At 70.8% G+C, this 24,644-nt stretch carries 35 protein-coding genes and 2 tRNA genes; 1 reads left to right on the plus strand and 36 read right to left on the minus strand.

The genetic code is table 11. The features are described 5' to 3' along the window. Positions 1–54 precede the first annotated feature (54 nt). From LXT21_RS41615 to LXT21_RS41790, 36 genes are all read right to left on the minus strand, one after another. Entirely contained in the window at positions 55–597 is a 543-nt protein-coding gene (locus LXT21_RS41615) for a hypothetical protein (RefSeq protein WP_254043813.1), read from the minus strand. Further along, positions 594–899 carry a hypothetical protein gene (locus tag LXT21_RS41620; RefSeq protein ID WP_254043814.1) on the minus strand — a complete coding sequence of 102 codons (306 nt, stop codon included), beginning with the start codon at positions 897–899 and terminating at the stop codon, positions 594–596. Before LXT21_RS41620 ends, LXT21_RS41615 begins: the two co-directional genes overlap by 4 nt. Further along, positions 896–1,393, minus strand: coding sequence for a hypothetical protein (locus LXT21_RS41625; RefSeq protein ID WP_254043815.1), 498 nt, complete (start codon positions 1,391–1,393; stop codon positions 896–898). Before LXT21_RS41625 ends, LXT21_RS41620 begins: the two co-directional genes overlap by 4 nt. Then, the gene (locus LXT21_RS41630) at positions 1,377–1,709 is read right to left on the minus strand and encodes a hypothetical protein (RefSeq protein ID WP_254043816.1); all 333 of its coding nucleotides are present in this window, start codon (positions 1,707–1,709) and stop codon (positions 1,377–1,379) included. Before LXT21_RS41630 ends, LXT21_RS41625 begins: the two co-directional genes overlap by 17 nt. Next, entirely contained in the window at positions 1,706–2,185 is a 480-nt protein-coding gene (locus LXT21_RS41635) for a hypothetical protein (protein ID WP_254043817.1), read from the minus strand. Before LXT21_RS41635 ends, LXT21_RS41630 begins: the two co-directional genes overlap by 4 nt. Continuing rightward, positions 2,182–2,661: a hypothetical protein gene (locus LXT21_RS41640; RefSeq protein ID WP_254043818.1), complete on the minus strand. Its 480-nt coding sequence runs from the start codon at positions 2,659–2,661 to the stop codon at positions 2,182–2,184. The genes LXT21_RS41635 and LXT21_RS41640 overlap by 4 nt, the downstream gene beginning before the upstream one ends. Beyond that, on the minus strand, positions 2,658–3,473 hold the full coding sequence (locus LXT21_RS41645; protein WP_254043819.1) for a hypothetical protein: 816 nt from the start codon (positions 3,471–3,473) through the stop codon (positions 2,658–2,660). The genes LXT21_RS41640 and LXT21_RS41645 overlap by 4 nt, the downstream gene beginning before the upstream one ends. Then, positions 3,470–5,188, minus strand: coding sequence for a chromosomal replication initiator protein DnaA (locus LXT21_RS41650; protein ID WP_254043820.1), 1,719 nt, complete (start codon positions 5,186–5,188; stop codon positions 3,470–3,472). The genes LXT21_RS41645 and LXT21_RS41650 overlap by 4 nt, the downstream gene beginning before the upstream one ends. A gap of 2 nt (positions 5,189–5,190) precedes the next feature. Beyond that, positions 5,191–5,460: a hypothetical protein gene (locus LXT21_RS41655; protein ID WP_254043821.1), complete on the minus strand. Its 270-nt coding sequence runs from the start codon at positions 5,458–5,460 to the stop codon at positions 5,191–5,193. Then, positions 5,457–6,785, minus strand: coding sequence for a DNA adenine methylase (locus tag LXT21_RS41660; protein ID WP_323395697.1), 1,329 nt, complete (start codon positions 6,783–6,785; stop codon positions 5,457–5,459). The genes LXT21_RS41655 and LXT21_RS41660 overlap by 4 nt, the downstream gene beginning before the upstream one ends. After that, positions 6,694–7,191: an HNH endonuclease signature motif containing protein gene (locus LXT21_RS41665; protein WP_254043823.1), complete on the minus strand. Its 498-nt coding sequence runs from the start codon at positions 7,189–7,191 to the stop codon at positions 6,694–6,696. The genes LXT21_RS41660 and LXT21_RS41665 overlap by 92 nt, the downstream gene beginning before the upstream one ends. A gap of 80 nt (positions 7,192–7,271) precedes the next feature. Continuing rightward, positions 7,272–8,996 (minus strand): DEAD/DEAH box helicase, encoded by a 1,725-nt coding sequence (locus LXT21_RS41670; protein WP_254043824.1) that lies wholly within the window; start codon positions 8,994–8,996, stop codon positions 7,272–7,274. Next, a complete protein-coding gene (locus LXT21_RS41675) occupies positions 8,993–9,364 on the minus strand; it encodes a hypothetical protein (RefSeq protein WP_254043825.1) in 372 nt (123 codons plus the stop codon). Before LXT21_RS41675 ends, LXT21_RS41670 begins: the two co-directional genes overlap by 4 nt. Continuing rightward, the gene (locus LXT21_RS41680; RefSeq protein ID WP_254043826.1) at positions 9,361–10,899 is read right to left on the minus strand and encodes a DNA cytosine methyltransferase; all 1,539 of its coding nucleotides are present in this window, start codon (positions 10,897–10,899) and stop codon (positions 9,361–9,363) included. Before LXT21_RS41680 ends, LXT21_RS41675 begins: the two co-directional genes overlap by 4 nt. Before the next feature lie 178 nt (positions 10,900–11,077). Beyond that, entirely contained in the window at positions 11,078–11,392 is a 315-nt protein-coding gene (locus LXT21_RS41685) for a hypothetical protein (RefSeq protein WP_254043827.1), read from the minus strand. Further along, a complete protein-coding gene (locus tag LXT21_RS41690) occupies positions 11,389–11,952 on the minus strand; it encodes a hypothetical protein (protein WP_254043828.1) in 564 nt (187 codons plus the stop codon). Before LXT21_RS41690 ends, LXT21_RS41685 begins: the two co-directional genes overlap by 4 nt. Then, positions 11,949–12,308 carry a hypothetical protein gene (locus LXT21_RS41695; RefSeq protein WP_254043829.1) on the minus strand — a complete coding sequence of 120 codons (360 nt, stop codon included), beginning with the start codon at positions 12,306–12,308 and terminating at the stop codon, positions 11,949–11,951. The genes LXT21_RS41690 and LXT21_RS41695 overlap by 4 nt, the downstream gene beginning before the upstream one ends. Continuing rightward, a complete protein-coding gene (locus LXT21_RS41700; protein ID WP_254043830.1) occupies positions 12,305–12,658 on the minus strand; it encodes a helix-turn-helix domain-containing protein in 354 nt (117 codons plus the stop codon). Before LXT21_RS41700 ends, LXT21_RS41695 begins: the two co-directional genes overlap by 4 nt. Then, positions 12,655–12,909 carry a hypothetical protein gene (locus tag LXT21_RS41705; RefSeq protein WP_254043831.1) on the minus strand — a complete coding sequence of 85 codons (255 nt, stop codon included), beginning with the start codon at positions 12,907–12,909 and terminating at the stop codon, positions 12,655–12,657. Before LXT21_RS41705 ends, LXT21_RS41700 begins: the two co-directional genes overlap by 4 nt. Continuing rightward, positions 12,906–13,247, minus strand: coding sequence for a LexA family protein (locus tag LXT21_RS41710; RefSeq protein WP_254043832.1), 342 nt, complete (start codon positions 13,245–13,247; stop codon positions 12,906–12,908). Before LXT21_RS41710 ends, LXT21_RS41705 begins: the two co-directional genes overlap by 4 nt. Continuing rightward, positions 13,244–13,873 carry a hypothetical protein gene (locus LXT21_RS41715; protein WP_254043833.1) on the minus strand — a complete coding sequence of 210 codons (630 nt, stop codon included), beginning with the start codon at positions 13,871–13,873 and terminating at the stop codon, positions 13,244–13,246. The genes LXT21_RS41710 and LXT21_RS41715 overlap by 4 nt, the downstream gene beginning before the upstream one ends. Further along, positions 13,866–14,339, minus strand: coding sequence for a DUF6884 domain-containing protein (locus tag LXT21_RS41720; protein WP_254043834.1), 474 nt, complete (start codon positions 14,337–14,339; stop codon positions 13,866–13,868). The genes LXT21_RS41715 and LXT21_RS41720 overlap by 8 nt, the downstream gene beginning before the upstream one ends. Further along, positions 14,336–14,551 (minus strand): hypothetical protein, encoded by a 216-nt coding sequence (locus tag LXT21_RS41725; protein ID WP_254043835.1) that lies wholly within the window; start codon positions 14,549–14,551, stop codon positions 14,336–14,338. Before LXT21_RS41725 ends, LXT21_RS41720 begins: the two co-directional genes overlap by 4 nt. Further along, on the minus strand, positions 14,548–15,231 hold the full coding sequence (locus LXT21_RS41730) for a PP2C family protein-serine/threonine phosphatase (RefSeq protein WP_254043836.1): 684 nt from the start codon (positions 15,229–15,231) through the stop codon (positions 14,548–14,550). The genes LXT21_RS41725 and LXT21_RS41730 overlap by 4 nt, the downstream gene beginning before the upstream one ends. Further along, complete coding sequence (locus tag LXT21_RS41735; protein WP_254043837.1) at positions 15,224–15,622, minus strand: hypothetical protein; 399 nt, start codon at positions 15,620–15,622, stop codon at positions 15,224–15,226. Before LXT21_RS41735 ends, LXT21_RS41730 begins: the two co-directional genes overlap by 8 nt. Positions 15,623–16,147: 525 nt before the next feature. After that, a tRNA-Arg gene (locus tag LXT21_RS41740) sits at positions 16,148–16,221 on the minus strand. Positions 16,222–16,259: 38 nt separating this feature from the next. Further along, positions 16,260–16,333: transfer RNA gene (locus tag LXT21_RS41745), tRNA-Pro, on the minus strand. 70 nt (positions 16,334–16,403) lie between these two features. After that, positions 16,404–17,009 carry an XTP/dITP diphosphatase gene (locus tag LXT21_RS41750; protein WP_254043838.1) on the minus strand — a complete coding sequence of 202 codons (606 nt, stop codon included), beginning with the start codon at positions 17,007–17,009 and terminating at the stop codon, positions 16,404–16,406. Next, positions 17,006–17,719 (minus strand): ribonuclease PH, encoded by a 714-nt coding sequence (rph, locus tag LXT21_RS41755; RefSeq protein ID WP_254043839.1) that lies wholly within the window; start codon positions 17,717–17,719, stop codon positions 17,006–17,008. Before rph ends, LXT21_RS41750 begins: the two co-directional genes overlap by 4 nt. Before the next feature lie 87 nt (positions 17,720–17,806). Continuing rightward, positions 17,807–18,616: an N-acetylmuramoyl-L-alanine amidase family protein gene (locus LXT21_RS41760; RefSeq protein WP_254043840.1), complete on the minus strand. Its 810-nt coding sequence runs from the start codon at positions 18,614–18,616 to the stop codon at positions 17,807–17,809. 61 nt (positions 18,617–18,677) lie between these two features. After that, complete coding sequence (gene selD, locus LXT21_RS41765; protein ID WP_254043931.1) at positions 18,678–19,718, minus strand: selenide, water dikinase SelD; 1,041 nt, start codon at positions 19,716–19,718, stop codon at positions 18,678–18,680. Between the two features lie 78 nt (positions 19,719–19,796). Next, entirely contained in the window at positions 19,797–20,732 is a 936-nt protein-coding gene (locus tag LXT21_RS41770) for a DUF4388 domain-containing protein (protein ID WP_254043841.1), read from the minus strand. A gap of 5 nt (positions 20,733–20,737) precedes the next feature. Beyond that, the gene (locus LXT21_RS41775; protein WP_046712186.1) at positions 20,738–21,460 is read right to left on the minus strand and encodes a tetratricopeptide repeat protein; all 723 of its coding nucleotides are present in this window, start codon (positions 21,458–21,460) and stop codon (positions 20,738–20,740) included. Positions 21,461–21,502: 42 nt separating this feature from the next. Beyond that, on the minus strand, positions 21,503–22,207 hold the full coding sequence (locus tag LXT21_RS41780) for a hypothetical protein (protein WP_254043842.1): 705 nt from the start codon (positions 22,205–22,207) through the stop codon (positions 21,503–21,505). A gap of 16 nt (positions 22,208–22,223) precedes the next feature. Continuing rightward, the gene (locus LXT21_RS41785) at positions 22,224–23,000 is read right to left on the minus strand and encodes an outer membrane protein assembly factor BamD (RefSeq protein ID WP_254043843.1); all 777 of its coding nucleotides are present in this window, start codon (positions 22,998–23,000) and stop codon (positions 22,224–22,226) included. A gap of 10 nt (positions 23,001–23,010) precedes the next feature. Beyond that, positions 23,011–23,514, minus strand: coding sequence for a regulatory protein RecX (locus LXT21_RS41790; protein ID WP_254043844.1), 504 nt, complete (start codon positions 23,512–23,514; stop codon positions 23,011–23,013). Positions 23,515–23,548: 34 nt separating this feature from the next. Between LXT21_RS41790 and LXT21_RS41795 the strand changes: the two genes are divergently transcribed. Beyond that, positions 23,549–24,286: a hypothetical protein gene (locus tag LXT21_RS41795; RefSeq protein ID WP_254043845.1), complete on the plus strand. Its 738-nt coding sequence runs from the start codon at positions 23,549–23,551 to the stop codon at positions 24,284–24,286. Positions 24,287–24,644: the final 358 nt, after the last annotated feature.

Here is a 24,644-nt window from a genome sequence, read left to right on the forward strand (position 1 = left end):
TGGCACAGCGCTCGTCAGCGCAGACTCGCGGGCGCGGCACCTCCGCACACGGCGTCACGGCGCGCCTCCCCTCCGGTACGCGGGCGTCACGAGGTCCGCCCAGGAGCGGGCCTTCCCCTCTGCCTTCGTCGTCTTCACGGTGGACGCCCTCTCCTTCCTGGGTGCGCGCGCGGGGCGCGTCCGAGGCGCCAGTGCCACAGGAGGTGGCGGGGGCGCCACAGCCTCCTGTGCGCGGACGGCGGTGATGAGCTCGTCCTCGCCCCAGGACAGCTCCACCAGCACGGACGGCTCTCCCAGCGCTTGTGCGTACAACCACCGCACCAGGGGTGAGGCATCGTCCAGCCGGAGCTGCCGGGCCACCTCGTCGCGCACGCTCTTCAGCGCGGCGGGGAGGTTGTCTCCCCCGTCCAGGAGCTGCGACGCAACACGCGTGAGGCGCACCACCAGCAGCACGGGCCCTGTCCACCCGGGCCACAGCAGCTCGAGCGCCTGGCGCTGCCCCTTCGCCCGCCGCGCGCGGGCCATGTGGTGCTCCCGGGTGTTGGTGGGGTTCTTCGTGCCCACCGGCAGCGTGAAGACGATACGCGAACAACTCACGCGTCCCCACCCTTCGGCGCCCACTGGCGCTCCACCGCGGCGAACGTCTCGCCCACGCGCGCGTAGACGTCGTCCCACACGGCCTGGGCGATGACGGTGCCCTCCGGAAGGACGCCGGACGACGCCTCGAGCCCGGCCACGGCCTTCGACATGGCCTGCGCGTTGGGATTTCCCAGGCGCTGCTGCTCGGTGACGTAGGCGCGGGCCACGTGGGCGACGACGGCGCCGTTGCCCGCGTTGTACGGCCCGGCGGCGACGCACGGTTGGTGGGACGGCTTCCTGGTACGACGGCACCGGTTCATGACGAGAGGACCTCCAGCACGACGCGCACAGCCCACTTCCCGGACGCCCCACGGTGCCGCTCCAGCAGCTCCGCCAGCACCTGGACCTTCCACTCCTCCGAGGGCAACCACCCGCCCGCGCTCCCGGTGTTGCAGTCGTAGATGGACAGCGCCCCGCCGTCCCGGTGCAGGCCCACCCAGTGCGTGTGCCGGTACTGGGCGCGCTCCGGCGCGCTGTCCCACGAGCCCCGGAGCTGGAGGAAGGCTACCCCGTGGACGTCTCCGCGCGGCATGCCCTGCTGGACGCGGTGGTGCAGCCCCTGGGCGGCGAGTGCGGCCGCCATGCTGGTGGGCGTCGTCCAGGGCTTCGCGGGGAAGCCGGGGAAGCTGCCGCGCACCAGGCGCAGGGGCACGCCCAGCACCGCGGCGAGGGCGGACGGCCCGCAGTTGGCCTTCCACGCACCGTTGGCCTCAAGGAGGTCCGGTGGTGCGTACAGCTCACGGCACGGCGTCATGAGGCGCCTCCTGGTAGAGCAACTCGGCGGCGGGGATGCCCTCCGCGCGCAGCTTCACGAGCGCGTCCTCCAGCCGGAGAAAGGTGTGGATGGCCCGGGTGGTGACGTCGTAGACGGCCACGGCGTCCTGGGAGCCCAGGCGGACGAGGTGCCAGCTCCTGGACTCGGACTGGCCCCACAGGCGCCGCGCGCGCCCACCCTCGATGTCATCCACCAGCCGGGCCAGGGCCCGCGAGGTGAGGGCCACCCGGAAGCGGATGGAGGCGTGCCGCTTCGCGCAGCGGGCCGCGCCCCGGGCATGCGCTTCAGTCGTCATGGGAAGCACTCCTCGGAGAGCAGCCTTCCATCGGGCGAGAGGAGCAGCACGCGCCCCTGCCAGCCCTCCGCACGACAGAGGCTAACCATGTGCCGCGTACCCCTTCCGAGTCCCGGGTCCGTGTGCGCGGCCACCCAACCCACGGTGAAACCGCGCCGCGCGTACCCGCGCAAGGCCTCCCGCATCAGCTCGTTCCTCGCGCGTCCGGCGCGCTTCTCCATGCCCTTCCAGTCCGCGCGAAAGCGGTCCACGGCCTCGCGGTGGAAGCGGGGCCACTCGACGGACGCCGCCACTTCCCACAGCCAGTCCGCCCCAAACGCGTCGGGGGCGTCGTCGCGGCGTGGCTCCCCGGCCCCGTGCACGAGCTGCACGTCCGGCGAGCGGGCGAAGCGGCGGACGTAGCCGCGCAGCGCCGGCAGGTGCGCCAGCGTCAGGCCCGAGGCGCCACAGGCGAGGAGTGCGCGGCGGCACGTCATGCCCGGCCCCCTGCCGCACACGAGCTTGGAAGCAGCGTGCTGGGGTACATGAGGCGTGCGGCGAGTCCCGGCGGCGTCCGCATCCGCTTGAGCGCCGCCCCTTCGCTGCACAGCACCGGCGGGAGCTGGCCCGTCCGCCGCCACCACGGCACCGCGTCCATCGCGTAGCCGCGGCTCCGCTCGGCGCTGTCCCGCCTGCCGCCCAACCGCTCCAGCACGGACTCGCGCAGCCACCACCAGCGGCGGTACCGCACCTGCCACGGCACCTGGATGTCGTCGTGAAGCTGGGCCGCCAGCGCCCTCGCGCCACGTGGCTCCAGGAGCGCGGCGAGGTGGCCATTCTGACCAGACGCCCCCTCACCGAGCGCATCAGGGAGCATGTACTCAGGCACCAGGCATTCGAGCGCGACTGGGCCGGAGACGCGGGAGACCAGGTAGCGGACGCGCCACGGCGTGCGGACGTGCTCGATGCTCACGGCGTCCCCCCGCGGCGCAAGTCACGCGTGCCGCAGTCGTGCAGCAGATAGGTGCCCTGGCGGCACATGCGCGAGACGACGCGGGCCCCCACGTGCTCGGAGAAGTCGCTGCCGCCGCGCTCGGCGTCGCGCCGGACGGAGAGGTTGGTGGTGTAGGCCGTCACCAGCCCCGGCCTGTCCCGCCGGTCCACGAGCTCTTCCAGCAGCTCTCGGTGGCGCGGCCCCACCACATCCCCCGGCAGCCCGCCCAAGTCATCCAGCACCAGCACGCGCGCACGGTGGGCACGCTGGAGGAGGAGCCTGTCCTCCGTCTCGTAGTCGCTGACGCGCTTGAGCTGCGCCCAGCGGAGGAAGAGCCCCGCGGACGCATCCCACTCGTGCAGTCGCTGGCCCGTGCGCGTCTCGGCGCGGACAGCCGCGTGGAAGAGGTGACACGCACCCGTCGTCTTCCCCACGCCAGTGCCCCCGGACAGCAGCAGGGTGCGCAGCCCCTCCCGGAGCAGCTGGCGCGCGGCGCGGACGGCGGGCGTCTCCAGCACCTTGCCCCCAGCGAGGGCCGCCACAGCTTCAGCCGGCGCGCCGCACAGCTTCAGGTGCAGGGGCCACGCCTCCACCTGGGCGGCCTGGTGCCGTGCCCTCTCCGCCGCCTCGAAATGCTGGAGCTCCAGCTCCCGTTGCTTCCAGCCCGCCTCGAGCTGGCCCAGCCCGGGGACGGAGTGCTGCCGGGCCTGCGCCATGCCCCGGCGCAGCAGGTCCGCCAGTCGCTGGGGGCCCTGGCGCTGCACCGCGGGCATCTCGTTGTCTCGGCTCATAGACTCTCCACCCGCCCTTCCTCGTAGTCGTTGTTGTTGAGGGGCCTGCCCGGCGCGCGCGCGGGCACGGCCCGCTCCTCAGGTGCGGCGTTGTCATTCCACTTCCGCGCCAAGTCGCCGAGGTGGTCGCAGCGCTGCTTGAAGCGCGCGCGCAGCCCGTTGCTCAGCCGGCGGAGAATCTCCGGGACGCCCCCGGCGCCAGCGAGGGAGAGCAGCGCCCGGGACGCGTCGTCGTCCGCGCGGCCTCGCCAGCGGTAGCTGTAGCCCTTCACTTCGCGAAAGACGCGCTCCACCCCGTCCGGCAGGGACTCAGCGGGCGGCTCCTGCTGGGGCGGCAACTCGAATGGGAGGGTGTCTCCCGGCTCGGACACCAAAGCCGGGGGCGCGGACGGCACTTCCTCCTCGTCCTCTCCCTCCGGGACCACGAAGCGCAGCCCGGCCAGGCCCTGGGCGGCCAGGAGCTCTTGCAGCACGACGCGGTAGTGCTCCTCTGCCCACCCGCGGGCGAACCTGTCCCTCACCTCGACGACGAGGTGCCCGTCCTCCACCGTCACCGGGCGCGCGGACTGGAGCTGCTTCAGCGCCTCCACCATCCTCCGGGCCTTCAGCACGGCCAGGACGCGGCCCCACGCACGCACCGCCTCGGTGCCCTCGGGCACGTCCTCGAGGCACACGGAGACGCCGGGCTCCTCCTCGGGCGCGGGCACCGTCGGCAGCGGGTCCAGACTCCATGCGCCGCTGAGGAGCTGCTCGGCCACCTCCGCGCCAGCGCGCGTCCGCCCCAGCACCCAGACGACGGTGGCGCGCATGCGGCTGTCCAGCTCGCCTCGGCACACCGGGGAGCGCGGGACGCGGGCGAACACGTCTTGCCACGCCGAGAGGGGGTGGCGCGCGAGGGCAGACAGCGCGTCCTCCAGCATCTGCACGGAGGTGCGCTCGCCCCAGCCGTAGAAGCCGTGCGGCGCCACCAGCGTGTTCCATGCCTCGCGCAGCGCCCGGACGTCTGGCGGGAGGCTCTCCGGCTTGCGGTGCTCGCGCAGCTCCAGCCCCATGTCACGCTGCGCCTGCGTGACACCGCGCCGCGCGCCCCTCCTCTTCCCGGCAGAGGGAGGGGGAGGAGGCCGTGAATTGTCGGCTGTCACGCTGTCACGCTGGGCGTCACGCTGCCGTTGGAGCCGCTTCCTAAGCGTCGCAGGCTTCGGAAATTCTTCGGCTTTCCCCTCCCCCCCTCCCCCCTCCTTCTGCTGCGTCACGCTGACTGTCACGCTGCTGGAGGGGGTGTCACGCTGACTGTCACGCTGCGCCAGCGTGACGGGGTTGGAGCGCTGCGTGACAAGCGAGACGGCGGGCGTGGCGAGAGGCGCGGCAGCCAGGGGCTGTGCAGGGCGCGCGCCAGCCCACGGGGCCAGCAGTGCGATGGCCTGGCGCCAGCCGTGGTCGACGCCGGCCGCGTAGCTCTCCGCGCGCAGCCGGGACTCGCGCTCCACCAGCAGCTGCGCGCGCAGCTCCGCCACCTGCTGCTGGGCGCAGGGGCATGCCTCGGCGAAGAAGTCAGGCGGCAAGCCCGGGTCCTCGCCGCACGCGCGGGCGCCACTCCCCGGAGGGGGAATCACCTGCTGGGCCTGCGCCTCGGAGACGAGCTGGCCGCTCAACAGGCGCACCATGCCCGGCGGCACCTCGGACTCCGGCGGCGTGAGGGGGTTGCAGGCGGGCATGACTACGGCACCTCAAGGTGAACGGGCACAGAAGGAAGAAGGGGCGACGGCGCGCAGCAGCACGCGGGGAGGACGGGCTGGTTGCGGCACCCGGCGCGGTACAGGGCGCCGTGCAGGCACGTGGGCCACTCGCCCGGGTGGGCAGCGCGGACGCGCTCGGTGGGGGCCGTGGGCGCATGCGGCGCCAAGGCGCCGAGCTCGGTGACGTCCTCGCCGAGTCGGGGCGCGCCGCACACCGTGCAGAGGGAGGCGCGGAGGAGGCACCGGCTCATGCGGCACCTCCAAGAAGGACAGCCAGGGGGAGTCCACGGAGCGGCTCATCCGCGGGCGCAAGGCAGTGAGGGCTGAGCCAGATGCGCTCGCGCAGCGCGTTCTCGTGGTTGCCGCGCGCGGCCGCGTACCCACCCGGCGCCTTCCATGCGACGCAGCGCCAGCTCGCGGGCATCCCGTGCTCACCCTCGTAGCCGCACAGGGCGATGCGCAGCCGGGGGTTGTCCCCGTTGGCCAGGGCCCACTCACGCACCCGGTGGGCCACCTGCAGGTCTTCCTCCGCGTAGATGCTCGGGTCCCGGTCGGCCGCGTCCGAGTACGGCGGGTCCAGCAGCACGCCCGTCACGCCAATCCGCTCGGTGACGTTGGGTGAGAGGACTCGGCTCCAATCGCCACAGCAGACGCGCACGTGGCGCAGGCGCTCGGCCAGGGCCTGCATCCACGCCAAGACGCCCCCGCGCTTCCCGCTCGCGAGGACGCCGCGCCCGGTGGCGCCGCTGTCTCCCTTCAACATGGGAATCTGCTGGGACAGGCCGTGCACACCCTTCCCGCCGCGAGCGAGGCTCGGCCGCTTCGCCCACGTGGCCGACTCGGAGAGGCTCTGCACCCGGCGCGCGTGGACGCTGCTGCTGTTGAGGCTCGGGCGCTGGGCATGCTCGGACGTCGACGTCCCGCGCACGGAGAGTTGGTGGATGCCCCGTCCCGGCTTGTCGAGCATCGGCCGCTTCGAGTACTCGGACGTCGCGATGCCGCACGTCTTCTCGGCGCCGGACGAGGCCTGCTCCTCCCATGCGGGCTGCGAGCACCAGCCGCTGCCAATCCACTGGCAGATGCCCCACACCCACCAGCCGGCCACCTTCGCGTCGAAGAAGTCCGGGTCCTGGCGCATCCGCTGGCGGAAGTCCCCCTGGGCCACCAACCACCGGTGCCGGGCGTGCAGGTCCGCCTCGTTGACGGGCCAGTCCGCGTGCCGCGCCACCTCATCCGGCGCGGCGCGGAGCGCCCGCCAGAAGTTGGCCAGGTACGTGTCCAGGTCGTTCACCGTCTCCACGCCGGGCGGCGTGGGACGCGCGAGCAGCACCGCGAGGCTGCCGGCGAACGGCTCCACGTAGTTGGCCACGTCGCCGAAGGCGCTCCACACCAGGTGGGCCGCGCGCGACTTCCCGCCGAACCAACCCCCCAGGGGAAAGGCGCACGCAGCACCCTTCCCCCAGTCACACCTCCAATCCCGCCGCTCATGGCGCCCTCTGTGCGCACAGTCGATGCGCGTGTGATGTTGAAATGCCGAACTCGGTGGAGATGTCCTTGAGTCGCGCGCCCGCGGCACGCCGCGCTCTCACCGCGAGGACCTGCTCCTCGGTGAGCAGCGCTCGCCCCACCCGCCACTCACCCGCGCGAGCCTTCTTGCTCCACGGACGCACGCGACCGTTCGCGTAGGAGTGCTGGATGTTCCCGGCCCCGGTGACGACCTCGAGGTTCGACGGGCGGTTGTTCCTCTTGTCGAGGTCCCGGTGGTTGATTTGCATGTCCGCCGGCACAGGCCCGACGAGAGACGCATAGACAAGCCTGTGGGCCATCACCTGCACGAGCCCCTGTCCGGGAACATGGAGCGTCACGCGCAAGTAGCCGTTGCCGCTCTTGTTCTCCGCGCGGCGCGGGGCAACGTCCTTCCACCCGGACCGGGTGCGAATGGCGCAACGCCACACCTGCCCGTCAGCGTCGATGCGGAGCACTCCTCCGTGAACGTGAGCGAGCGCATACGCCATCGCGTCGCCCGTCCACGGAAAGGGAGCTCGAAGTGGAGGGCACGGAGTCATGCCGCCCTCCGATTCTTGAGGAAGGACTCGGCCAGACGCCGCACACGGTGCGCGTCCGTCTCCAGCTTCTCCATGAGGCTGGCCTGCGGGTCGCGGATGCCCTCCATCTGGTCCCGCTTGATGCCCAGCACGTCGGCCACCACAGGGTCCGAGCCGCTGTCGGAGACGAGGAAGTAGGCCATGACGGGGTCCACCTGCCCGTCGCGGTGGACGCGCCCACACGCCTGCTCGTGGACGCCCGGACTCCAGTCCAGCTCGCCGAACACCACCGTCCGGCAGGACTGCTGCAGCCCGTCCAGGCCCGCGCCCGCGCGCAGGGACATGATGAGGATGGGCGTCTGCCCGGACTTGAAGCGCTGGGCCTCCGCCTCCTTCTGGGCCGGGGACTCCTGGCCCGTGAAAATGGCCGGGGAGAATTCGCGGAGTCGCTCCTGCCACAGCCGGTACACCTCGTGGTGCCAGCCGTAGAGCAGCACGCGCTCTCCGTTCTCCACCAGCATCCGGACGAAGTCCGCGACGAAGGGGGCCTTCGCGATGCCCGTGGCCTGCCGAAGGCGCCAGGAGAGCTCTCCGGAGGCATGCAGCCTGTCCTCGGGCTTCACCCCACCCTGCGCGAGGATGATGCGCGCCAGCTCCGCCGCCTTGTCCTCGACGGCGTCCAGCACCTTGGTGTCCGAGTCCACGGTGTGGAGGACACGCGTGAGGGCGGGCAACTCCCGGCCCACGTCCGCGCGCGTCCGGCGCAACATGAGTCCCGTGTCCCGGAGGTACGTGCCGAAGGCCCGCGGGTCCTTGAAGGACAGCTTGTCCTCCACGCCCGTGCACCACTCGCGGCTGAACTCCTCGCGCGTGCCCAGCACACCGGGCTTGAGCGCGTCGAGGACGTGAAACATCTCCCCGCCGTAGTTGTAGATGGGGGTGGCTGACAGGCCGATGACGAAGCTCGCGCGCTCAGCGAGGTAGTGCGCGGCGCGGTACTTCTCCGAGTCGGGCCCTCGGCGCAACTCCTGGCACTCGTCAAAGACGATGGTGCGCACGCCCGCGCTGACCAGCGTCTCCGCCCAGCCGGACAGCTTGTGGTAGTTGAGGACGAGGACGTCTGGCCACGGCAGCTTCCGCCCTCCCCGCCCCTGCGTGACTTCCTCAGGCGTCGCCTTCTTCGCGACGTGGACGCGCAGCCGGGGCAGGAAGCGCGCCAGCTCCCGTTGCCACTGGCGTGGCAGGTGCGTCAGCGTCACCACCACCGCGGGCAAGGTGCGCGTGTCCGTGAAGGCCGTCAGCGCGCTTGCTGTCTTTCCCAGACCCACGTCGTCCGCCAACAGCAGGTGCTGCATGCGCAGGAACATGTCCGCCGCGCGCCGCTGGTACTCGCGCGGAGGGACGTTCATCTGGAAGTCCGGAACCTGGTACTTCGCGGAGAGCAGCTCGGCGACGGCAGCCTCACGCCGCGCATGCTCCCGCGCCCCGTGCTTGAGGAGGGCCTGCGCGTCCTTGCCCACCACCTCCAGCGGGTAGCGCTGGATGAACCACTCCAGCTCCCGCGCCGTCTCCTCCGTCGCCGCGAGCAGCACCTCGCCCACGTCGCCCTTGTTGGCCCTGTCGAAGACGCGCTTCAGCCGCAGTGACACGTGCGGCTCGCACTGGACGACCCAGGCGGGCCTCTCACCGCCACGCGCGCCCAGCTTCCGACTCTCCAGACGCAGCGTTCCGAAGCACTTCACAGGAGACCTCCTCGCAGCACAGCGACACGGACGGGCTTGCCGCGCAGGTGCGCCGGCAGGCCGTCATGGTGAGAACGGGTGGTGACGAGCAGGAGGCCGTGGACTTCCTCCCGCTCCGCGTAGTCCAGGAGCTGCCGGGTGACGGCGGAGATGCTTCCCTCCACCTTCACCTCGAGCCCCAGGTGGCCCAGCAGGAAGTCGATGCGGCCTGCCTCGCCCAGCATCACTTCGCGGTGGAACGACACTCCAGCGCCGGCGAGGACCTGCGCCAGCGCGGACTGCAGCTGAGCCTCTCCGGTGCAGCGGTAGCGGTGGGCCAGGACGAGCGAGCGCAGCTGGCCCAGCTCTTCGAGAAGGGGCGTGCTCATGCCGCCCTCCTGCGCACAACGGCGCCGCCGACATTCGCCCGGACAACAGCCGCCGCCGCGTCCGGGCACACGCTGTTGCCGATGAGGCGGACCTTGTCTGCCTTCGACGTGGCCGCGCTCAAGTCGTAGCCCTTGGCGTGGTCCCCGAACTGGGCACGGAGGAGTTCGCTCGGCTCCAGCATCCGGAGGCCGATGTCGACGAACTGATAGTCGACGGAGGCGACCGTCACCAGTCCGAGGCGGGCCTTGGTGGTGATGGTCCGGAGGGGCTCCGTCAGGCGCTGCCCTTCGCTGCCCTCCCCGTAGTACGCGGAGAGGAAGGCGCGGACCTCGTTCACGTGGTTCGACGCAGCGGACTCGGGACGCTCGAACGCGACAGCCGCGAGGTGGTGGTGGTCCTGGGTGGTGATGGTGTCCAGGGGCCCGTCGGCGCGGATGCCCGGCGACGCGTGTCCGCCGTAGCCCTTCGCGATGAAGGAAGCCGCGAGGCGGTGCTCACGAAGGAAGGCGCTCACCAGGGCGTGCTTGCGCCCCTGGGCCATGATGGTGCCCAGCGGCGCGTGCAGGTCCAGCGTCCGCGCGGCCTGCCCCTTCCGCTCTCCGTAGCCGACCTGGATGAGCGTGTGTGCAACCAGTGCATGGCGGGCCTTCGTCACGATGGTGGAGAGCGGCTCGTCCACAGGGCGCGCGGTGTCCCGCGTGCTCTGTTGATCGATGGTGAGGACGAACGGCGCGGGGTTCTCGAACACGTACTTGCGGATGCCCTGCGCGACGCGTCGGAGCGTGTTCGGCACGAGCGGCTTCCGGCGTCCGAAGATGCTCTGGACGGGGATGCTCCAGTCGATGCACTCCGCCGCAGTCCGAACCGGCAGAAGTCCAGGCCCGTGGGTCGGCGCAGGCCAGGAGACGGGGAGCCCGTCCCGGCGCGCCACGAGGAAGAGCCGCTTTCGCTTCGTCGGCGCCCCGTGCTCACTCGCCGTGATGAGTCGCCAGTCGACGCTGTACCCGAGCAGCCGCAACTCACCGACGAACCGCTGGAAGTCCTCGCCCGCGCGCTCGGGGATGGGCATGTCGATGAGCTGGTCCCCTTCCTCGAGGACCCGCCCGTCGGGCATGACGTGGCCCACCGTGTACAACGGGCCCCAATCGACGAACTCCTCGACGTTCTCCAGGAAGATGAACTGCGGCGACACGTCGCGCGCGTAGTGCGTCACGACGAAGGCCAGCGAGCGGATGTCCTTGCGTCTGGGCTTGGCGCCCTTCGCCTTAGAGAAGTGGGTGCAGTCCGGGGAGGCCCACAGAATCCACACCCGCTTCCCGCGGCGCTGCGCGAGCGCGACCACCTGCCGTGGCGGCGTCTTCCACACGTTCTCGGGCCTGCAGATGGTGGTGGTGTGGTTGGCCTTGTAGACGGCCATCGCCACCGGGTCGTGGTTGAGGGCGATGTCCGGCTCCCGTCCGACGGCAGCGGCGATGCCGGTGCCCGCGCCACCGCCACCGGCGAACAGGTCGATGATGAGCCCCTGGTCCATCATGGAGAGCTCCGGCGGAACGCGGCGACCACCAGGTAGGCGCCGCCGAGAAAGAGGACGAGGGCCACCAGCCCCCACCCTCCAGCCTCGACGTACGCGCAGGCGCGCCACTCGGCGTGGGCATGAGCAGCGGCAACGCCACACAGGGCCGCGGCAAGAATGGCGAGGACGAGACGGCGGCTCACCACCGGCCCTCCTTGAGGCGCGCCACCTTCTCGCGCTCTTCGCGGAGCCGCTCAGCCCATGCGGTGCGGACGGCATCACCGTGGATGACGGAGTGCTCTACGAAGCGGGCGCCGCGCACCGTGGCCTTGACGCCGCAGTACGCGCACTCCATGGCGCACTCGGGGATTCCAGCCTGGCCCTGCTGGAGCGCCTCCTCGAGCGCCCCCAAGGACACCGGCACCATGGCGGCGTTGCCGCACCCTCGGCACTGGGCGACGGGGCCCACGGGCGCGGCGGGGAAGCCATGGACAGAGGGCTTGCGCACGCTCATGGCTGGGCGCCTCCGGGGTGGGCCTGCTGCTCGGCGGCCAGCTCAGCGCGGATGGCGACGGCCAGGGCCGGCATCACCTCGCGCGCGAAGCTCTGCACGTCGGGCGGGTAGTCGTAGCGAGCGAAGCCAGCGGCATCGGCGATGCTCGTCGCGTGGTACCACCGGCCGAACTGCTCAAGGTCGATGTCCAAGGCATCGCGAGGCACGCCCCCGGTGAAACAGTCGAGGGACTCGGCGAGCACCCGCCACTCCTTGGCGGCATCCTCCTTGGACAACGAGCGTTCACGCCGGCTGGTGAGGAGGTACTCGCGGATGCGCTTCAGCGTCCCCTCGCCGTCGTACCAGTCGCGGCTCTCAAGCTTCCCGCTCACGTAGTCAGGGGACAACGCCAGCCGGGCGACGAACTCCCGGAAGGGGCATCCCGGGCTGCTCCACCGGCAGGCGTAGTTGCCCCAGTCGCTCACGGTGGCGAAGAAGCCGTCCGAGCGGAGGATGACGTCCGCGAGCCACGCACCCTTCTCGGTGCGCAGCCGGTACTGCCAGATGCTGGGCGCACTCATGACGCCCCCGCCTTCCCCATGTCGACGAACTGGGTGCGGCCGGCGTGGATGCAGTGCAGGGTGGCCATGTCCCTGTTGCTCAGAGCGGACATCGGCGCGCGCAAATCGTCGATGCCCTTGGTCCAATCGAGCGGCAACGACAGGAGCGCCGCGACCAGGACGAGTGCGTGGGTGCCGTCAGTGAGCACCGGGGCCAGCCAACACCCGGACGCCTCATGGGTGATGGAGTAGTGGCCCTCCTCGCAGGCGATGGCCAAGCCAGCCCGGCGAAACACGCAGGGCCGTGTCACCGTGCCTTCAGGCATCGTGATGATGACGGGAGCGAGTCCCGACTCGAACTTGAGCCCGGTACTCACGAGTCACCTCCAGCCGGGAACAGCACCCGGGCCACGGACTCGAGCTGGCCCACCTGCGAGGCGGAGAGCCCGCGGTACGTGATGAAGGAGCGCAGCCCAGCGCTCACGTCCCCCTCCTGCGGCGCGTCGCCCAGCGACACCAGCGTCGCCACCGACACGTCCAGCGCCGCGGACAGGGCCAACAGCGTCTGGAGGTGCGGCGCACGCTCGCCGCGCTCCAGCATGGACAGGTACGAGACGCTGATGTCGGCCCGCTCCGCGAGCTCCTCCTGCGTCAACTTGCGCTCGGTGCGCTGCTTCTGGATGTACTTGCCCACCTGCTTGACCAACGACTTCGTGTTCTCGTTCACGGTGACCTCGGGGTAGTGCCGGCGCGCGCGCGGCTGCTGGCGCGGCGCACTGGAGGGAGGGACAGCGCTTCGGCGGGGGCGGCGCTCACCAGTCCGATGCCGGCGAGCGCCAGGAAGTCGACCGCGGCGAGGAGCCAGCAGGCGCCGGCCTCGCGCGGGTGGTACTGCTGGAGGCTCGCGCCCAGCCACACCAGGACACCGGCGGACGCCGCGAGCGCAACGCAGAGGGAGACGACGAGGACGGGCTTCATGGCGCGCCCTCGCTGACGTGGTTGTACTCGCCGAAGAGCGCCGTCTGCTCTCGCAGGCACCGGGCCCGTGCGGCACAGCCGTCCTCCGTCACCCGGAGGCTCCGGTGTCGACGCTTCCTCAACGCGACGAGTCCCCGCGCGGCCAGGCGCCGCAGGACATCCGCCGCGCCGTTGGGGGACTTCCACCCGAAGCGCTCGCTCAGCTCGTGGACGCTGGGCGGCTCGCCGCGCGCGGCGATGAAGGCGCAGGTGTAGACAAGGACGGCGAGCTGGAGGCTCGTCGGCTGGCCACGCGCGGAGCCGTGCTCAGGTGGCGGACGAAGGTTGCACGCCGTCATGCCACCCTCCGTTCCCACGCGGGCGTCATGGACGCGGCCCAACGGACGGAGGCCTTCTCCGCGATGTTGAGGAGTTGGTGTGCGCTCTGCCTCGACGCCCCCAGCTCCGCGCCGATTTCTTCGAGCGTGTCCCCCTTCAGGCGCAGCAGGTACGCCCGCAGCGCCTTGACGCGCGTTGGCTCGCGCAGCCCGGGCCGGAAGTGCGGACACATCCGCTCGCCGAGGGTGGCGCCCAGGCGGTGAGCTTCGGCCAGTCGCTCCTGCGACGGCGCAACGGCAACGTCGAGCACGTCGTCGAGCGGCACGTACTTCCCAGCCACGGGCTTGCCGTCCTCGTCACGGACGGCGCCGATGAGGGACAGCCAGCCTCGCGCCACGTCCCGGCGGATGTACCGCTTCGCGAAGGTGCGGTAGCTGGCACCACCCTCCGGGTGCCAGCGCTGGGCCGCAGCCATCGCCCCCATCCACGCGTAGGTGGAGAGGTCATCCTCGAAGCCGCGCGCGGCCTCGTGGCGACGGACGTAGGAGTGGACGCACCACCAGACGACCTTCTCGGCCGTCAGCACCAGCTTCTGCTCCGCCTTGGTGAGCGGGCGCTGGGTGTACTTCGTGACAGGCTCACCCACGGGCCACCTCCTCCACGCGAGCCCCAGCACAGAGAGCGGCGCGCTCCCGAGCCAGCCACGCCAGGCGCTCGCCGATTTGCAGTCCCGCCAGGGGCTCCACCAACGTCCACCCGACGGGCAGCCGGGAGCGCAGGGCGTCGACGTACGGCGCGCCCGCGAAGACCAGCAACTCGGCCTCCGGCACCTCGAAGCGCCACTCCAGCTCGTTCATCACCAACTCGCCCCACGCCTCCCGCTGGCAGCGGGTGAGTCGCAGCAACGACAGCTCATAGGGCTCCATGCACACGTCGAGCGGGACGAGTCCGTGCTTGGCACTCAGCACCATGACGTTCACGCCACAGCGAGCGGAGGCAACCTGGAGAGCCCCCCTGAAGAGGGAGCCCGTGTAGAGCTGGCACGCGGGCGCGGCGTGGGCCAGCTTCGCCTTGCCGCAGCCCACCAGTCCGATTCGCAGAGGCGCGCTCACGGGAGCCTCCTCAACGGGCGCCTGCCCAGGCTGAAGCTGCGGGGCGTCCGCGCGCGGCGCAGCTCGTCCACCAGGGCGGCCCTGGCGTCGTCCATGGCCTCCCCGCGGGTGGCCGCGTGCGCCTCCACCTCGGCACTGGTGGCGCGTAGGGTGACGACGTGGCCCAGGGGGCCGCGCGCGGAGATGCTGGCGAAGTGGGCGGAGCAGCTCATCGCGCACCTCCCACCGACACAACCAGGGCTGTGCAGTTGTCGCGGCTGCCGGCGTCCAGTGCGCGGCGCACCAGCTCCTCGGCCGCCCAGCGCGCGGCGAGAGTGGGGAGCTCGGCCAGCACCTCGCGGAGGGACTCGTGCTCGAGCGTGTCGGCCACCCCGTCCGTGACGAGGAGCCACACGTCTCCGGGCATGGACTCCAACACCTGGACGTCGGGCTCCGCTGAGCAGTCAGGGGACGTCGCGCCCAGGCAGCGGTTGAGGACGTGCCGCTCTTCCCGGTGGTCCTCGGTGAGTTGCTCCAAGGAGCAACCACGCAGCCGGTAAACCCGGGAGTCACCCACGTGGGCCACCACGGCCTGCGTGCCTGACAGCAGCAGCAGGGCCAGCGTCGTGCAGCCTCCGGTGCCCAGCACCACACGGTGGGCGGCCGACACCGCGTTGCGCGCGAGGGCGTCCAGCGAGGGCGCCGCCTCGGCCGTCGGCAGTTGGGCGAGCCCCACCACTGAGTCCACGGCGGCCTGGCTGGCCACGTCCCCGTTGGGGTGCCCGCCCAGGCCATCCGCTACCGCGAAGACGGACACCACCGGGCCCACCTCGTGCCCCAGGGCGTCTTCCTGGCTGGTGCGCAGCCCGCGCTCCGTGCATCCGGCCGCACCGAAAGAGAGGCGCTCAGCCATGGCTGGCCTCCATGTCGGCCACGCCGCGCGCCTGGGCGTCCTCGATGCGCCGCTGCCCCTCGTTCCGGCAGGCCCCGACGAAGGCCGCGCAGTAGGAGGTGCTGGCGTCGGGGTTGTCCTTCCGCGCGCAGGCCAACTCGTCCGCCCCGGCCAGGACGTTGCTCATGTCCCGCCAGCACACGACACACCCATTCCGGGGGCGCTCACGCACCAGCTCCACCAGCACCATCAGCGTCCGCGAGCGCGCGAAGACGTCCCGCTGGCGCAGCGTCAGGTGGGTCCATGCCACCGCGCCGAACGCGCCAGCCGGAGGGGCAGCCACGATGCGGCGCGGGGGCTTCGTGGCGCGAGGCGCGCGCACGCCCCGCTTCAGGTCGACGGCGGCGCTCATTCCGCACCGCCGTTCTTGGACTCGGGGTCCGCAGGACTGGACGGTTGGGTGACAGCCGCGTTCGCCAGCGCCTCCACCTGCTGGGCAAAGCCCTGAAGCACCGCAGGCGGGACGGATCGCAGGTAGGACGCAGAGTCAACCTGCGCGCCAGCCATCAACGCGATGGCGGCGAGGTGATCCTCAAGCCACCTGACGCGAGCGAGCAGGTCACTCAGTTGCGGTTCAGCACCGGGTCTGGCGAGACTCGACCTGACGGCGCTCATTGCGCACCGCCCTTCGGCCGCGCAACGGCAAGCACCTCAAGCGCTGCAGCAGTGGCTTCGAGCGGCGTCTGGCCGGCGACCGACGTGCCAGGCGAGACCTCAACGGCCCAACCGTCAGGCGTCTCTTCAAACTGAAGCGAAAACCGAGCAGGAAGCCCAGCTCTAGGGCAACCGGAATTAGCTCGGAAAGGACTCTCGGCCAGCAGGCCCCGCCCTTGCGGGCGGGGCCCATTCCTCCAACAGTTTTCAGCTGTTGGAGCAACGCCCCAACCAGGACTCGAACCTGGGACCCCCGACTTAGAAGGTCGGTGCTCTATCCAGCTGAGCTACTGGAGCTCGCTGGCCGGAGGACTGCTTCCTTCGCTACTCAAAAATCGGGGCGAGAGGATTCGAACCTCCGACCCCCTGCGCCCAAGGCAGGTGCGCTACCAGGCTGCGCTACGCCCCGAAAAGTAGAGTCCGGCATTGTTGAACCATCGCGGACGGACGCGCAAGGCCCACGTGCCTGACCTCGCGATTCACGGACGCGAGGCGAGCGAGAGCAGCTTCGGCTTCATCTTCCGGAAGGCCGCGCCCCGGTGGGAGATGGCGGACTTCTCCTCGGCGGTGAGCTCCGCGAGCGACCGGCCACTGTCCAGAAGCATGAAGACGGGGTCGTACCCGAAGCCGTGCTCACCGCGCGGCGCGTGGCCGATGCGCCCCTCGCACCGCCCCTCCTCCACGTGCGTGCGCCCATCCGGCCACGCCAGCGCCAGCGCGCAGCGGAACGAAGCGGTGCGCTTCTCGTCGGGCACTCCGCGCAGCTCCGAGAGCAGCTTCTCGTAGCGGTCCTTGTCGTCGCCGGGCGCGTAGCGGGCGGACAGCACCCCGGGCTGGCCGTCGAGCGCGTCCACGCACAGCCCCGAGTCGTCCGCGAGCGCCGGCAGGCCCGTGGCCCGCGCGTACGCCACCGCCTTCTTCACCGCGTTGGCCTCGAAGGTGTCGCCGTCCTCCTCGGGCTCCGGCACCGGCGGCAGGTCCGCGAGCGACACCACCTCCACCGAGTCCCCCACCAGCTGGCGCAGCTCGCGCAGCTTCCCCTTGTTGGTGGTGGCGAAGAGCAGCTTCGGGAGCGCCGCGCTCATTCGAGCGCCTTGGCCTGCGCGGCGACGAGCTGATGGATGGCGGCGAGCCCCCCGTCGAGCATCGCGTCCATCGTCTTGCGGTCGAAGAGCTGGTGTTCGGCGGTGCCCTGCACCTCCACCATGCGTCCATCTCCCGTGGCGACGATGTTGAGGTCCACGTCCGCCTTGGAGTCCTCCTCGTAGTCCAGGTCCACGCGCACCTCCCCGTTCACCACGCCCACGGACACCGCGGCCATGGGGGTGAGCTTGGGCTGCTTGGTGAGCGTGCCCTGCTTCTGCAGCGAGCGCAGCGCGAGCACCACCGCCACATAGGCGCCGGTAATCGACGCCGTGCGCGTGCCGCCGTCCGCCTGGAGCACGTCACAGTCCAGCGTCAGGGTGCGCGGCCCCAGCGTGGACAGGTCCACCGCCGCGCGCAGGGAGCGGCCGATGAGGCGCTGGATCTCCATGGTGCGGCCGGTCTGCTTGCCCTTGGCCGCCTCGCGGTGGTTTCGCGTGTGCGTGGCGCGCGGGAGCATGCCGTACTCGGCCGTCACCCAGCCGGTCCCCTTCCCCATCAGGTGCGGGGGCACGCGCTCCTCGGTGGAGCAGGTGATGAGCACCTTGGTGTTGCCGAACTCCACCTGCACGGAGCCCTCCGCGTAGCGGGACACTCCAGGCGTGAGGATGACGGGGCGAAGGTCCAGTGCACCACGTTGGAAGGAACGCACGGCGAGCTCCTGGGTAGGGAATGAGCGCGCCCCTTCTCTACCAGAGCCGCGCCGCTTGCGTGTCGTCCGAGTCGGCGCCTTGTCCACTCAGGGCGTCTGCGAGCCCGCCACCTGGGCCGGCCGGGCGGCGTCCCTGCGGCGCGTGTCCTTCAGGAAGGCGAGCACGCCCTCGCTGATGGCCTCGGCCAGCTTCTCCTGGTAGTCCCCCCGCCCCAGCTTCAGGCCCTCCTCCGGATGGGAGATGTAGCCCACCTCCACGAGCACCGCCGGACACTCCACGCCGGAGAGCACGAAGAAGGGCGCCTGCTGCACGCCCCGGTCCGTCGCCCGCGTGCGCGACACCAGCCGGGGATGGATGGCGTAGGCCAGCCGGGACGAGTCCGAGTGCGCCTCCGTGCGCACCAGGTCATCGAGGATGAGCGCCAGCGTCGAGTCGCCGCGCGCCGCCCTCGACATGGGCGCCTCCGAGTTCTCCCGGTCCGCCACCGCGAGCGCCGCCTCACCCGACGCGCTGGCCGACAGGAAGTATGTCTCCACCCCCTCGGTGCGAGCCCGCATGCGGGGCGTGGGCATGGAGTTGGCGTGGATGGAGATGAAGAGGTCCGCGCCGTGGTCGTTCGTCATCTCCACGCGCTCGGTGAGGCTCACCAGCGCGTCGCGCTCGCGCGTCAGGTACACCTCGCCGCCAGCGGCCTCCAGCTTCGAGCGCAGGCGGTGGGCAATCTGCAGCGCCACCTCCTTCTCGCGCAGCGCGCCGGGGCCCTTGGCGCCTTCCTTCAGGCCGCCATGGCCCGGGTCGATGACGATGCGCGCGGGGCGCTCGCCGGCTCCCGCCGTGACGGGAACCCAGCAGAGGCACGCGAGGAGGAACAGCAGGGAGCGGGAGGACGACGTCATGCCGGAGCGGGATGCTAGCGGAGCCCCACCCCGGGCGCGAAATCCCCGCCCCGTGCCCGGTTCAGCCGATGACGTCGATGCCCGGACGGCCCGCCCGGACCTCGCCCAGGAGCGCCGCGTCCACCCCGGCCTTGTCCAGGGCCTTGAGCGCCTTGACCGCGTCCTTCGCGGGCACGCTGGCCAACAGGCCGCCGTTGGTCTGCGCGTCCGCGAGCACCCACTGGATGGCCTCGGGGAGCCCCTTGGGGAAGCGGACCTTCTTCCGCACGTGCTCCAGGTTCGACTTCGTCCCGCCCGGCACCACACCCTCCTCGGCCAGCGAGGGCACCTCGGCGATGAGCGGCACGCGCTCCAGGTCCACCGCCGCGCGCGTCTTCGCGGCCGTCATCATCTCCAACAGGTGGCCCAACAGGCCGTAGCCCGTCACGTCCGTCAGGGCGTTCACCTTGAACTTCCCGGAGGCGAAGACCTCGCCCGCGGCGCGGTTGAGCGTGGTCATCACGCCGATGACGTTCTTCTGCAGCTGCTTGGAGGCCACGCCCCGCTTGATGGCGGTGGTGGCGATGCCCGTGCCCAGCGGCTTGGTGAGCAGCAGCACGTCCCCCGGCTTCGAGCCCGCGTTGGTGAGCACCTTCTTGGGGTGCACCACGCCGGTGACGGCCAGGCCGTACTTCGGCTCGGGGTCTCGGATGCTGTGGCCGCCGAGGATGGGGATGCCCGCCTCCTCCACCTTGGACTGCCCGCCCTCGAGGATGCGCGCCAGCACGGACTTGGGAAGGCTGTCCGGGAAGCCCACGAGGTTGAGCGCGAACAGCGGCTTCGCCCCCATGGCCCAGATGTCCGACATCGCGTTCGCCGCGGCGATGGCGCCGAACTGGAACGGGTCGTCCACCACGGGCGGGAAGAAGTCCACCGTCTCCACCACGGCGAGGCCGGGCGCGAGGCGGTAGACGGCCGCGTCGTCATTCGTGTTGAAGCCCACCAGCGCCTGCGGGGGCCGGGAGGACTTGAGCCCTCCCAGCAGTTGGGCCAGGTCCCCGGCTCGCAGCTTCGCCGCGCAACCCGCGCAGTGACTCAGCTCGGTGAGGCGCAGGCGCTTCACCGACTTCGCGTCCGCCACGGCGACATCCCTTCCGATGGAGCCCGCCCTCCCAGGAGGAGAGCGGGCTTCGTGTGCGACCTAGATGATGCGGACGTACTCGCGCTTGAGCAGGTGCACCAGGCCCTCGGCGGTGACGACGTCATCCGCGTCCGCCCGGTCCAGCACCCCGGCCAGCGTGCCCTGGTTGAGCACGAGCTGGAGCACGTCCAATAGCTCCGGCGTCAGCTCCTTGAGCGGCGGCACCAGCGGCACCGACAGCTGGAGCATGGCCTCCGGAGGCGGCAGGCTCGGCTGCAGCCGCTTGAGCTCGTCGAGCTGACGGAGCGCGTCCATCAGCAGCGCCTCGGTGGACGAGTCCAGCTCCACCATGAACTCCTGGCTGTCCGCCGGCCGCAGCTCGAAGTCACCCGACTCCCAGGTGATGATGCGGTTGAAGCTCTTCTGCGGCCCCAGGTTGTGGTTCTCGTTGATGACCGCGTAGTACACGCGGCCCTGGCGCAGGTAGATCTTCCCCTCTTGGGTGCTGTTGACCACCAGCACGCCGTTCTTCTTGGAGGTGTGGAAGAGCTGGAGCAGGTCCGGCAGGGGGATTTCCTCAATCTTCCCCGTCATGGAGCTGCCCTTGGTGGTGGTCCGCGCGGCCTGGGCGGCGGCGGCCTCCTCCAGCTTCAGCTTGGCCGTGCTCTCGTCCACGTTGGCGCCGTCGGCGCCCTGGTGCACGAGCTTGAGGATGGAGGTACCGATGAGGATGCGGTCCCCCTCCTTGAGCCCCGACTGCTTCACCTTCTCGCCGTTGACGAAGGTGCCGTTGGTGGAGCCCAGGTCCTCGATGGTGATCTTCCCATTGGAGAAGCTGATCTTCGCGTGCTTGCGCGAGACCATGTCCTCCACGAGCACCATGTCCAGCTCGCTGGAGCGGCCGATGACGATCTGCTTCTCCGCCTTCAGGGGGAACTCTCCGCCCTGGTACTTCCCGGAGATGAACTTCAGGGCATAGGTCTTCGAGATATCCATGGTCATCAACCCGCCTGCTCCACCTTGCCGGGGTCCTTCACCAGGTTGAGGTACATCTGCGCGCTCTTGTTGTCAGGGCTGCGCGCCAGCACGTCCTCCCACACCTGCACCGCCTCCGCCCTGCGTCCCGCGGAGTACAGCGCCACCCCGTACTGAATACGGCCGGGGATGTAGGACGGGTTCTGCGCGATGACCTGTTCGTACTCGGCGATGGCCGCCGCGTTGTCACCCGCGTCGCGCAGGGCATTGCCCAGCTTGAGGCGGATGTCCACGAACTGCGGACACAGGCCCAGCGCGCGGCGGTACTCCTCGATGGCGCGCTGCCATGCGCCGCTCGAGGCGAACACGTCGCCAATCTCGCCGTACATGTTGGCGATCTTCTTCTCGACGTAGGGGTCCAGCTCCCCGGGGCCCGTCTTCTGCCGGGACAAGGCGGCCTGGTAGACCTCCTTCGCCTCGGCGTACTTGCCCATGTCGTTGTAGATGACCGCGAGATTGAGCGCCGCTTCGGTGTACGCCGGATTCAGGTTCAGCGCGGACTCGAACGCCCGCTGGGCCCGGGCGAACTGGCCCTGGTCGTGGTAGATGATGCCGAGCATGTTGAACACGTCCGCGAACGTCGGATTCTGCTCGACGATCTTCGCGAGGTACTGCTCGGCCTGGGCGTACTGCTTCTTCTCGAAGTAGCCGCGCCCGAGGGTCAGTAGCTGCTTGAGGGGCTCTTCCATGACTCCGGCCCGTCCTCGGGCCCTGCCTCCGACGCGGCTAGCCTACATGAGCCCGGGCGAAAACAAGAATTCATCACCGTGAAGCGTGAGCGACAGCGACCGTTGGCCCCGGGTGTCCACCGGCCTCGACGGGAGGGAGCCCTGCAACCGCCAGTGCTCCGTCACGACTGCTTGCTCCCGCTCCAACCGGATGTACCACGCCTCCGCCCGATACAAGCGCTCTCGCAACATCTTCAGTTCATCCCACTCCGCGCCCCCCACTCCGGGATTCCCCGGAACAGAAAGCCGAGCCAGGGCTTCCGCGTCCGCGGCCTCCAGCGCGCGGCGCCGGGCCTCCAGCGCGGAGACCACGGCCACCAGTCGGGGGGAGGTGTTCTTCTCGGGCACCCAATCGCCCTGACGTCGCACGAAGGGCACCCTCTCCACGCCCGCGGTGCCCACGCGGGTGGGGCCCAGGGTGCCGTTGAAGTCGAGCGTGGCGTGGGCCTCGGCGCGCTGACCGCCGGGCTCCAGCGTCACGGTGATGCGGGCGAAGTGGAGCTCCTGAGAGACCAGGGGCGCGTCCGCGAGGGGGATGGGCAGGGAAAACCCATAGGCCTCGGTGTGCTTCAGGGCGGTGATGATCTCCGCCTCGGGGCCCGCGGCGAAGCCCAGGAGCCGGGGCACGAGCACCGCGCAGGCGGCGAGCACCGCCAGTCCGGCGATGACCAGTCCACCCAGCCGGCTCCACTCCTCGGTGGACCTCACGTGACCTCCGGGGACCTCACGTGCCCAGCATGCGCTGGGCCTTCTGGGCGGCGGGCGTCCCCGGCAGGCGGCGCAGCACCTGGCGCAGCGTCTCTTCGGCGCGCTTGGGGTCGTTGAGCTTCACGTAGGCCTCGTGCAGGTCGAAGAGGGCCTCCTCCTCGTACTGCGTGCCGGGGTACTTCGTGAGCAGCGACTCCAGGCGCTGGGCCACGGCCTTCCAGCGCTCGCGCTTCGTGTAGAAGCGGGCCACGTACAGCTCGTGCTCGGCCAGGCGCTTGCGCGCGTCGTCCGCGTGCCGCTTGGCCTCGGGGACGTACTGCGAATCCGGGTACTGGCGGAGGAACTCCTCCATGGTGGAGAGCGCGGCGCGAATCTCGCCCTGGTCCTTCTCCTTCGAAGGAGGCAGCGCGAAGAAGTCGGACGGGAAGTCCTCCACGTGGGTGAGCGCCGAGCGGTAGGCGGCGTAGTCCACCTTGGCGTGCGTGGGGTGGAGCTTGATGAAGGCCTGGTACTGGTCCCGGGCCTCGGCGAAGGCCTCGCGGGCGAAGTCCAGGTCCGCCAGGCGCAGCTCCGCCTCGCGGGCGGCTTCCTGGTACGGGTACTTCACCCGGACGTACTCGAAGTACTTCTGGGCCTTGAAGAAGTCCTTGTTCTCCAGCGCCTCGCTGCCGAGCCGGAGGTTCTCCTCCGCGTCGGCGGCGTAGTCGGGGTCTCCACCCTGGGAGCCGGAGAGGGTGGAGCAACCCGAGGCGAACAAGAGGACGACGGTCAGGAAGGCGACGACGGAACGCATCGGCGGCACGCTATTCGTCCGGCCCCGAGGGGTCCAGTGAAGGTTCGCCGAGCAGTTGCTGGATGACGTCCTCGGAGAATCCCCGCCCGGACAACAGCCGCGCGGCGCGGGCCCACGTCTTCTCGTCGAGCGGCCGGGCCATCAGCCCCCGCTTCTCCAGGACGGCGCGCGCGGCGGCCGTGGCGTCGAAGTCCACCGCGCCCGTGGCGGACTCCAGCGCGCCCTGGGCCGCGTCCTCGGACAGGCCGTGGGTCTGCAGCTTCTGGAGGACGGAGGCGGGGCCCTTGCCCGAGCGCAGGAGGGAGGCGGCGCGCTCCTGGGCGAAGCGGGTGTCGTCCAGGTAGCCCCAGCCCTCGAGGCGGGCGAGCGCGGCCTCGCGGACAGAGGGGGCGAAGCCCCTCTTCTCCAGGGCCTGGAGCAGTTCCTGGCGCGTGCGGGCGCGGATGCCCAGGAGCTTGAGCCCCACATCCGTGGCGCGCTGGACGGCCTCGGGGCCTTCTTCCTCCGGGAGCATGGCGGGATACGTAGCATGTGGTAACAGGCGCGGCATGCACCCAGTCCTCGCCCGCTACCTCACCGCTGATGTCGCGAAGGAGACGCTCCGCAAGCAGCAGGCGGGTGGCGCCCTCGACCCGGAGGAACAGTTCTTCGCCGAGGCCGCCAAGGCGCACCCGCGCCAGGCCGCCATCCTGATGGACGTGGGTGGCCGCGTCCTGTCCTCGGACGCCCAGGCGGCGCTGGTGCTGCTGGCGGCGCACGCGTCGGCGCGGGCGATTCAGGAGGACTCGGAGCTGACCGAGGCCGCCCGGAAGGCGCGTGAGGCGCTGACCGAGGAGGGCGCGAGCGAGGAGGAGACGGACGCGTTCATCGCCTCCATCCTCCTGGAGGAGGCGTTCGGCTACGAGCAGGACGTGGACAGCTTCGACCGCGAATACGTGAAGGAGTCGCTGGGCGAGGTGCCCGCGCTGGCGGCGCTGACGAAGGAGGCGGTGGACGCGCTGTTCGTCGGGTTCGTGAAGGCCTCGAAGGACGACGCCGAGCGCAAGGTGCGCGAGGTCATGGCGAGGGCGCTGTTCGACATCGCCTGGGCGGAGGGGCCGGCGCCCATCAACCCCGAGCACATCGAGGCGCTGCTGGACGCGCAGGTGGCCGACAAGCCCGAGGAGGAGCAGGAGGAGAAGGTGCACGCCACTGCCCATCTGCTCCAGGCTCTTGCGAAGGAGGGCCTCATGGGCCCGCTGCGCCTGTCGCGCCTGCGGGCCATGCTGGGCGAGGAAGACGCGTAGCCACCGTGTGACACGGCGGCGGGAGTCGAAGCCCGCCGCTCGGAGTGGATGACGACGGCGGGTCGCGCGGACCGGATTGAAGGGAGGACGACTCCCCTTCCCTGCCACGAACCCGAGCGGTGGACGAGGCCCGCTGAGCGAACGCGCCACCTCTCACAGGTCTCGTCTCGCAGGTGGACGACCGCGGAGCTGTTTCGCCTCACGGGGACCTGTCGACACGGGAGGCAGAGTTCCGAGGCAGGGGCGTTCGAGGCGCCCTGCCCTCACGGCGCAGCATCACTTCGGGGAGAGCACCGAGGCCGGAGCATTCGCGGCCTCGCGGCGACTCAGCGACCTCAAGCGGAGCACCGAGGTCGGG

Source organism: Myxococcus guangdongensis (genome assembly GCF_024198255.1).
In the GTDB taxonomy this organism is placed as follows: domain Bacteria; phylum Myxococcota; class Myxococcia; order Myxococcales; family Myxococcaceae; genus Myxococcus; species Myxococcus guangdongensis.

Bases quoted from the DNA above. Each gene is read 5' to 3' on its own strand.
- LXT21_RS41655 (WP_254043821.1), bottom strand. From the start codon at position 5,460: ATGAGCCGGTGCCTCCTCCGCGCCTCCCTCTGCACGGTGTGCGGCGCG.
- LXT21_RS41710 (WP_254043832.1), bottom strand. From the start codon at position 13,247: ATGACGGCGTGCAACCTTCGTCCGCCACCTGAGCACGGCTCCGCGCGT.
- LXT21_RS41650 (WP_254043820.1), bottom strand. From the start codon at position 5,188: ATGCCCGCCTGCAACCCCCTCACGCCGCCGGAGTCCGAGGTGCCGCCG.
- LXT21_RS41625 (WP_254043815.1), bottom strand. From the start codon at position 1,393: ATGACGCCGTGCCGTGAGCTGTACGCACCACCGGACCTCCTTGAGGCC.
- LXT21_RS41705 (WP_254043831.1), bottom strand. From the start codon at position 12,909: ATGAAGCCCGTCCTCGTCGTCTCCCTCTGCGTTGCGCTCGCGGCGTCC.
- LXT21_RS41775 (WP_046712186.1), bottom strand. From the start codon at position 21,460: ATGGAAGAGCCCCTCAAGCAGCTACTGACCCTCGGGCGCGGCTACTTC.
- LXT21_RS41645 (WP_254043819.1), bottom strand. From the start codon at position 3,473: ATGAGCCGAGACAACGAGATGCCCGCGGTGCAGCGCCAGGGCCCCCAG.
- LXT21_RS41770 (WP_254043841.1), bottom strand. From the start codon at position 20,732: ATGGATATCTCGAAGACCTATGCCCTGAAGTTCATCTCCGGGAAGTAC.
- LXT21_RS41620 (WP_254043814.1), bottom strand. From the start codon at position 899: ATGAACCGGTGCCGTCGTACCAGGAAGCCGTCCCACCAACCGTGCGTC.
- LXT21_RS41675 (WP_254043825.1), bottom strand. From the start codon at position 9,364: ATGAGCACGCCCCTTCTCGAAGAGCTGGGCCAGCTGCGCTCGCTCGTC.
- LXT21_RS41730 (WP_254043836.1), bottom strand. From the start codon at position 15,231: ATGGCTGAGCGCCTCTCTTTCGGTGCGGCCGGATGCACGGAGCGCGGG.
- LXT21_RS41635 (WP_254043817.1), bottom strand. From the start codon at position 2,185: ATGACGTGCCGCCGCGCACTCCTCGCCTGTGGCGCCTCGGGCCTGACG.
- LXT21_RS41690 (WP_254043828.1), bottom strand. From the start codon at position 11,952: ATGAGTGCGCCCAGCATCTGGCAGTACCGGCTGCGCACCGAGAAGGGT.
- LXT21_RS41785 (WP_254043843.1), bottom strand. From the start codon at position 23,000: ATGCGTTCCGTCGTCGCCTTCCTGACCGTCGTCCTCTTGTTCGCCTCG.
- LXT21_RS41680 (WP_254043826.1), bottom strand. From the start codon at position 10,899: ATGATGGACCAGGGGCTCATCATCGACCTGTTCGCCGGTGGCGGTGGC.
- LXT21_RS41790 (WP_254043844.1), bottom strand. From the start codon at position 23,514: ATGCTCCCGGAGGAAGAAGGCCCCGAGGCCGTCCAGCGCGCCACGGAT.
- LXT21_RS41725 (WP_254043835.1), bottom strand. From the start codon at position 14,551: ATGAGCTGCTCCGCCCACTTCGCCAGCATCTCCGCGCGCGGCCCCCTG.
- LXT21_RS41795 (WP_254043845.1), top strand. From the start codon at position 23,549: ATGCACCCAGTCCTCGCCCGCTACCTCACCGCTGATGTCGCGAAGGAG.
- LXT21_RS41630 (WP_254043816.1), bottom strand. From the start codon at position 1,709: ATGACGACTGAAGCGCATGCCCGGGGCGCGGCCCGCTGCGCGAAGCGG.
- LXT21_RS41750 (WP_254043838.1), bottom strand. From the start codon at position 17,009: ATGAGCGCGGCGCTCCCGAAGCTGCTCTTCGCCACCACCAACAAGGGG.
- LXT21_RS41760 (WP_254043840.1), bottom strand. From the start codon at position 18,616: ATGACGTCGTCCTCCCGCTCCCTGCTGTTCCTCCTCGCGTGCCTCTGC.
- LXT21_RS41685 (WP_254043827.1), bottom strand. From the start codon at position 11,392: ATGAGCGTGCGCAAGCCCTCTGTCCATGGCTTCCCCGCCGCGCCCGTG.
- LXT21_RS41735 (WP_254043837.1), bottom strand. From the start codon at position 15,622: ATGAGCGCCGCCGTCGACCTGAAGCGGGGCGTGCGCGCGCCTCGCGCC.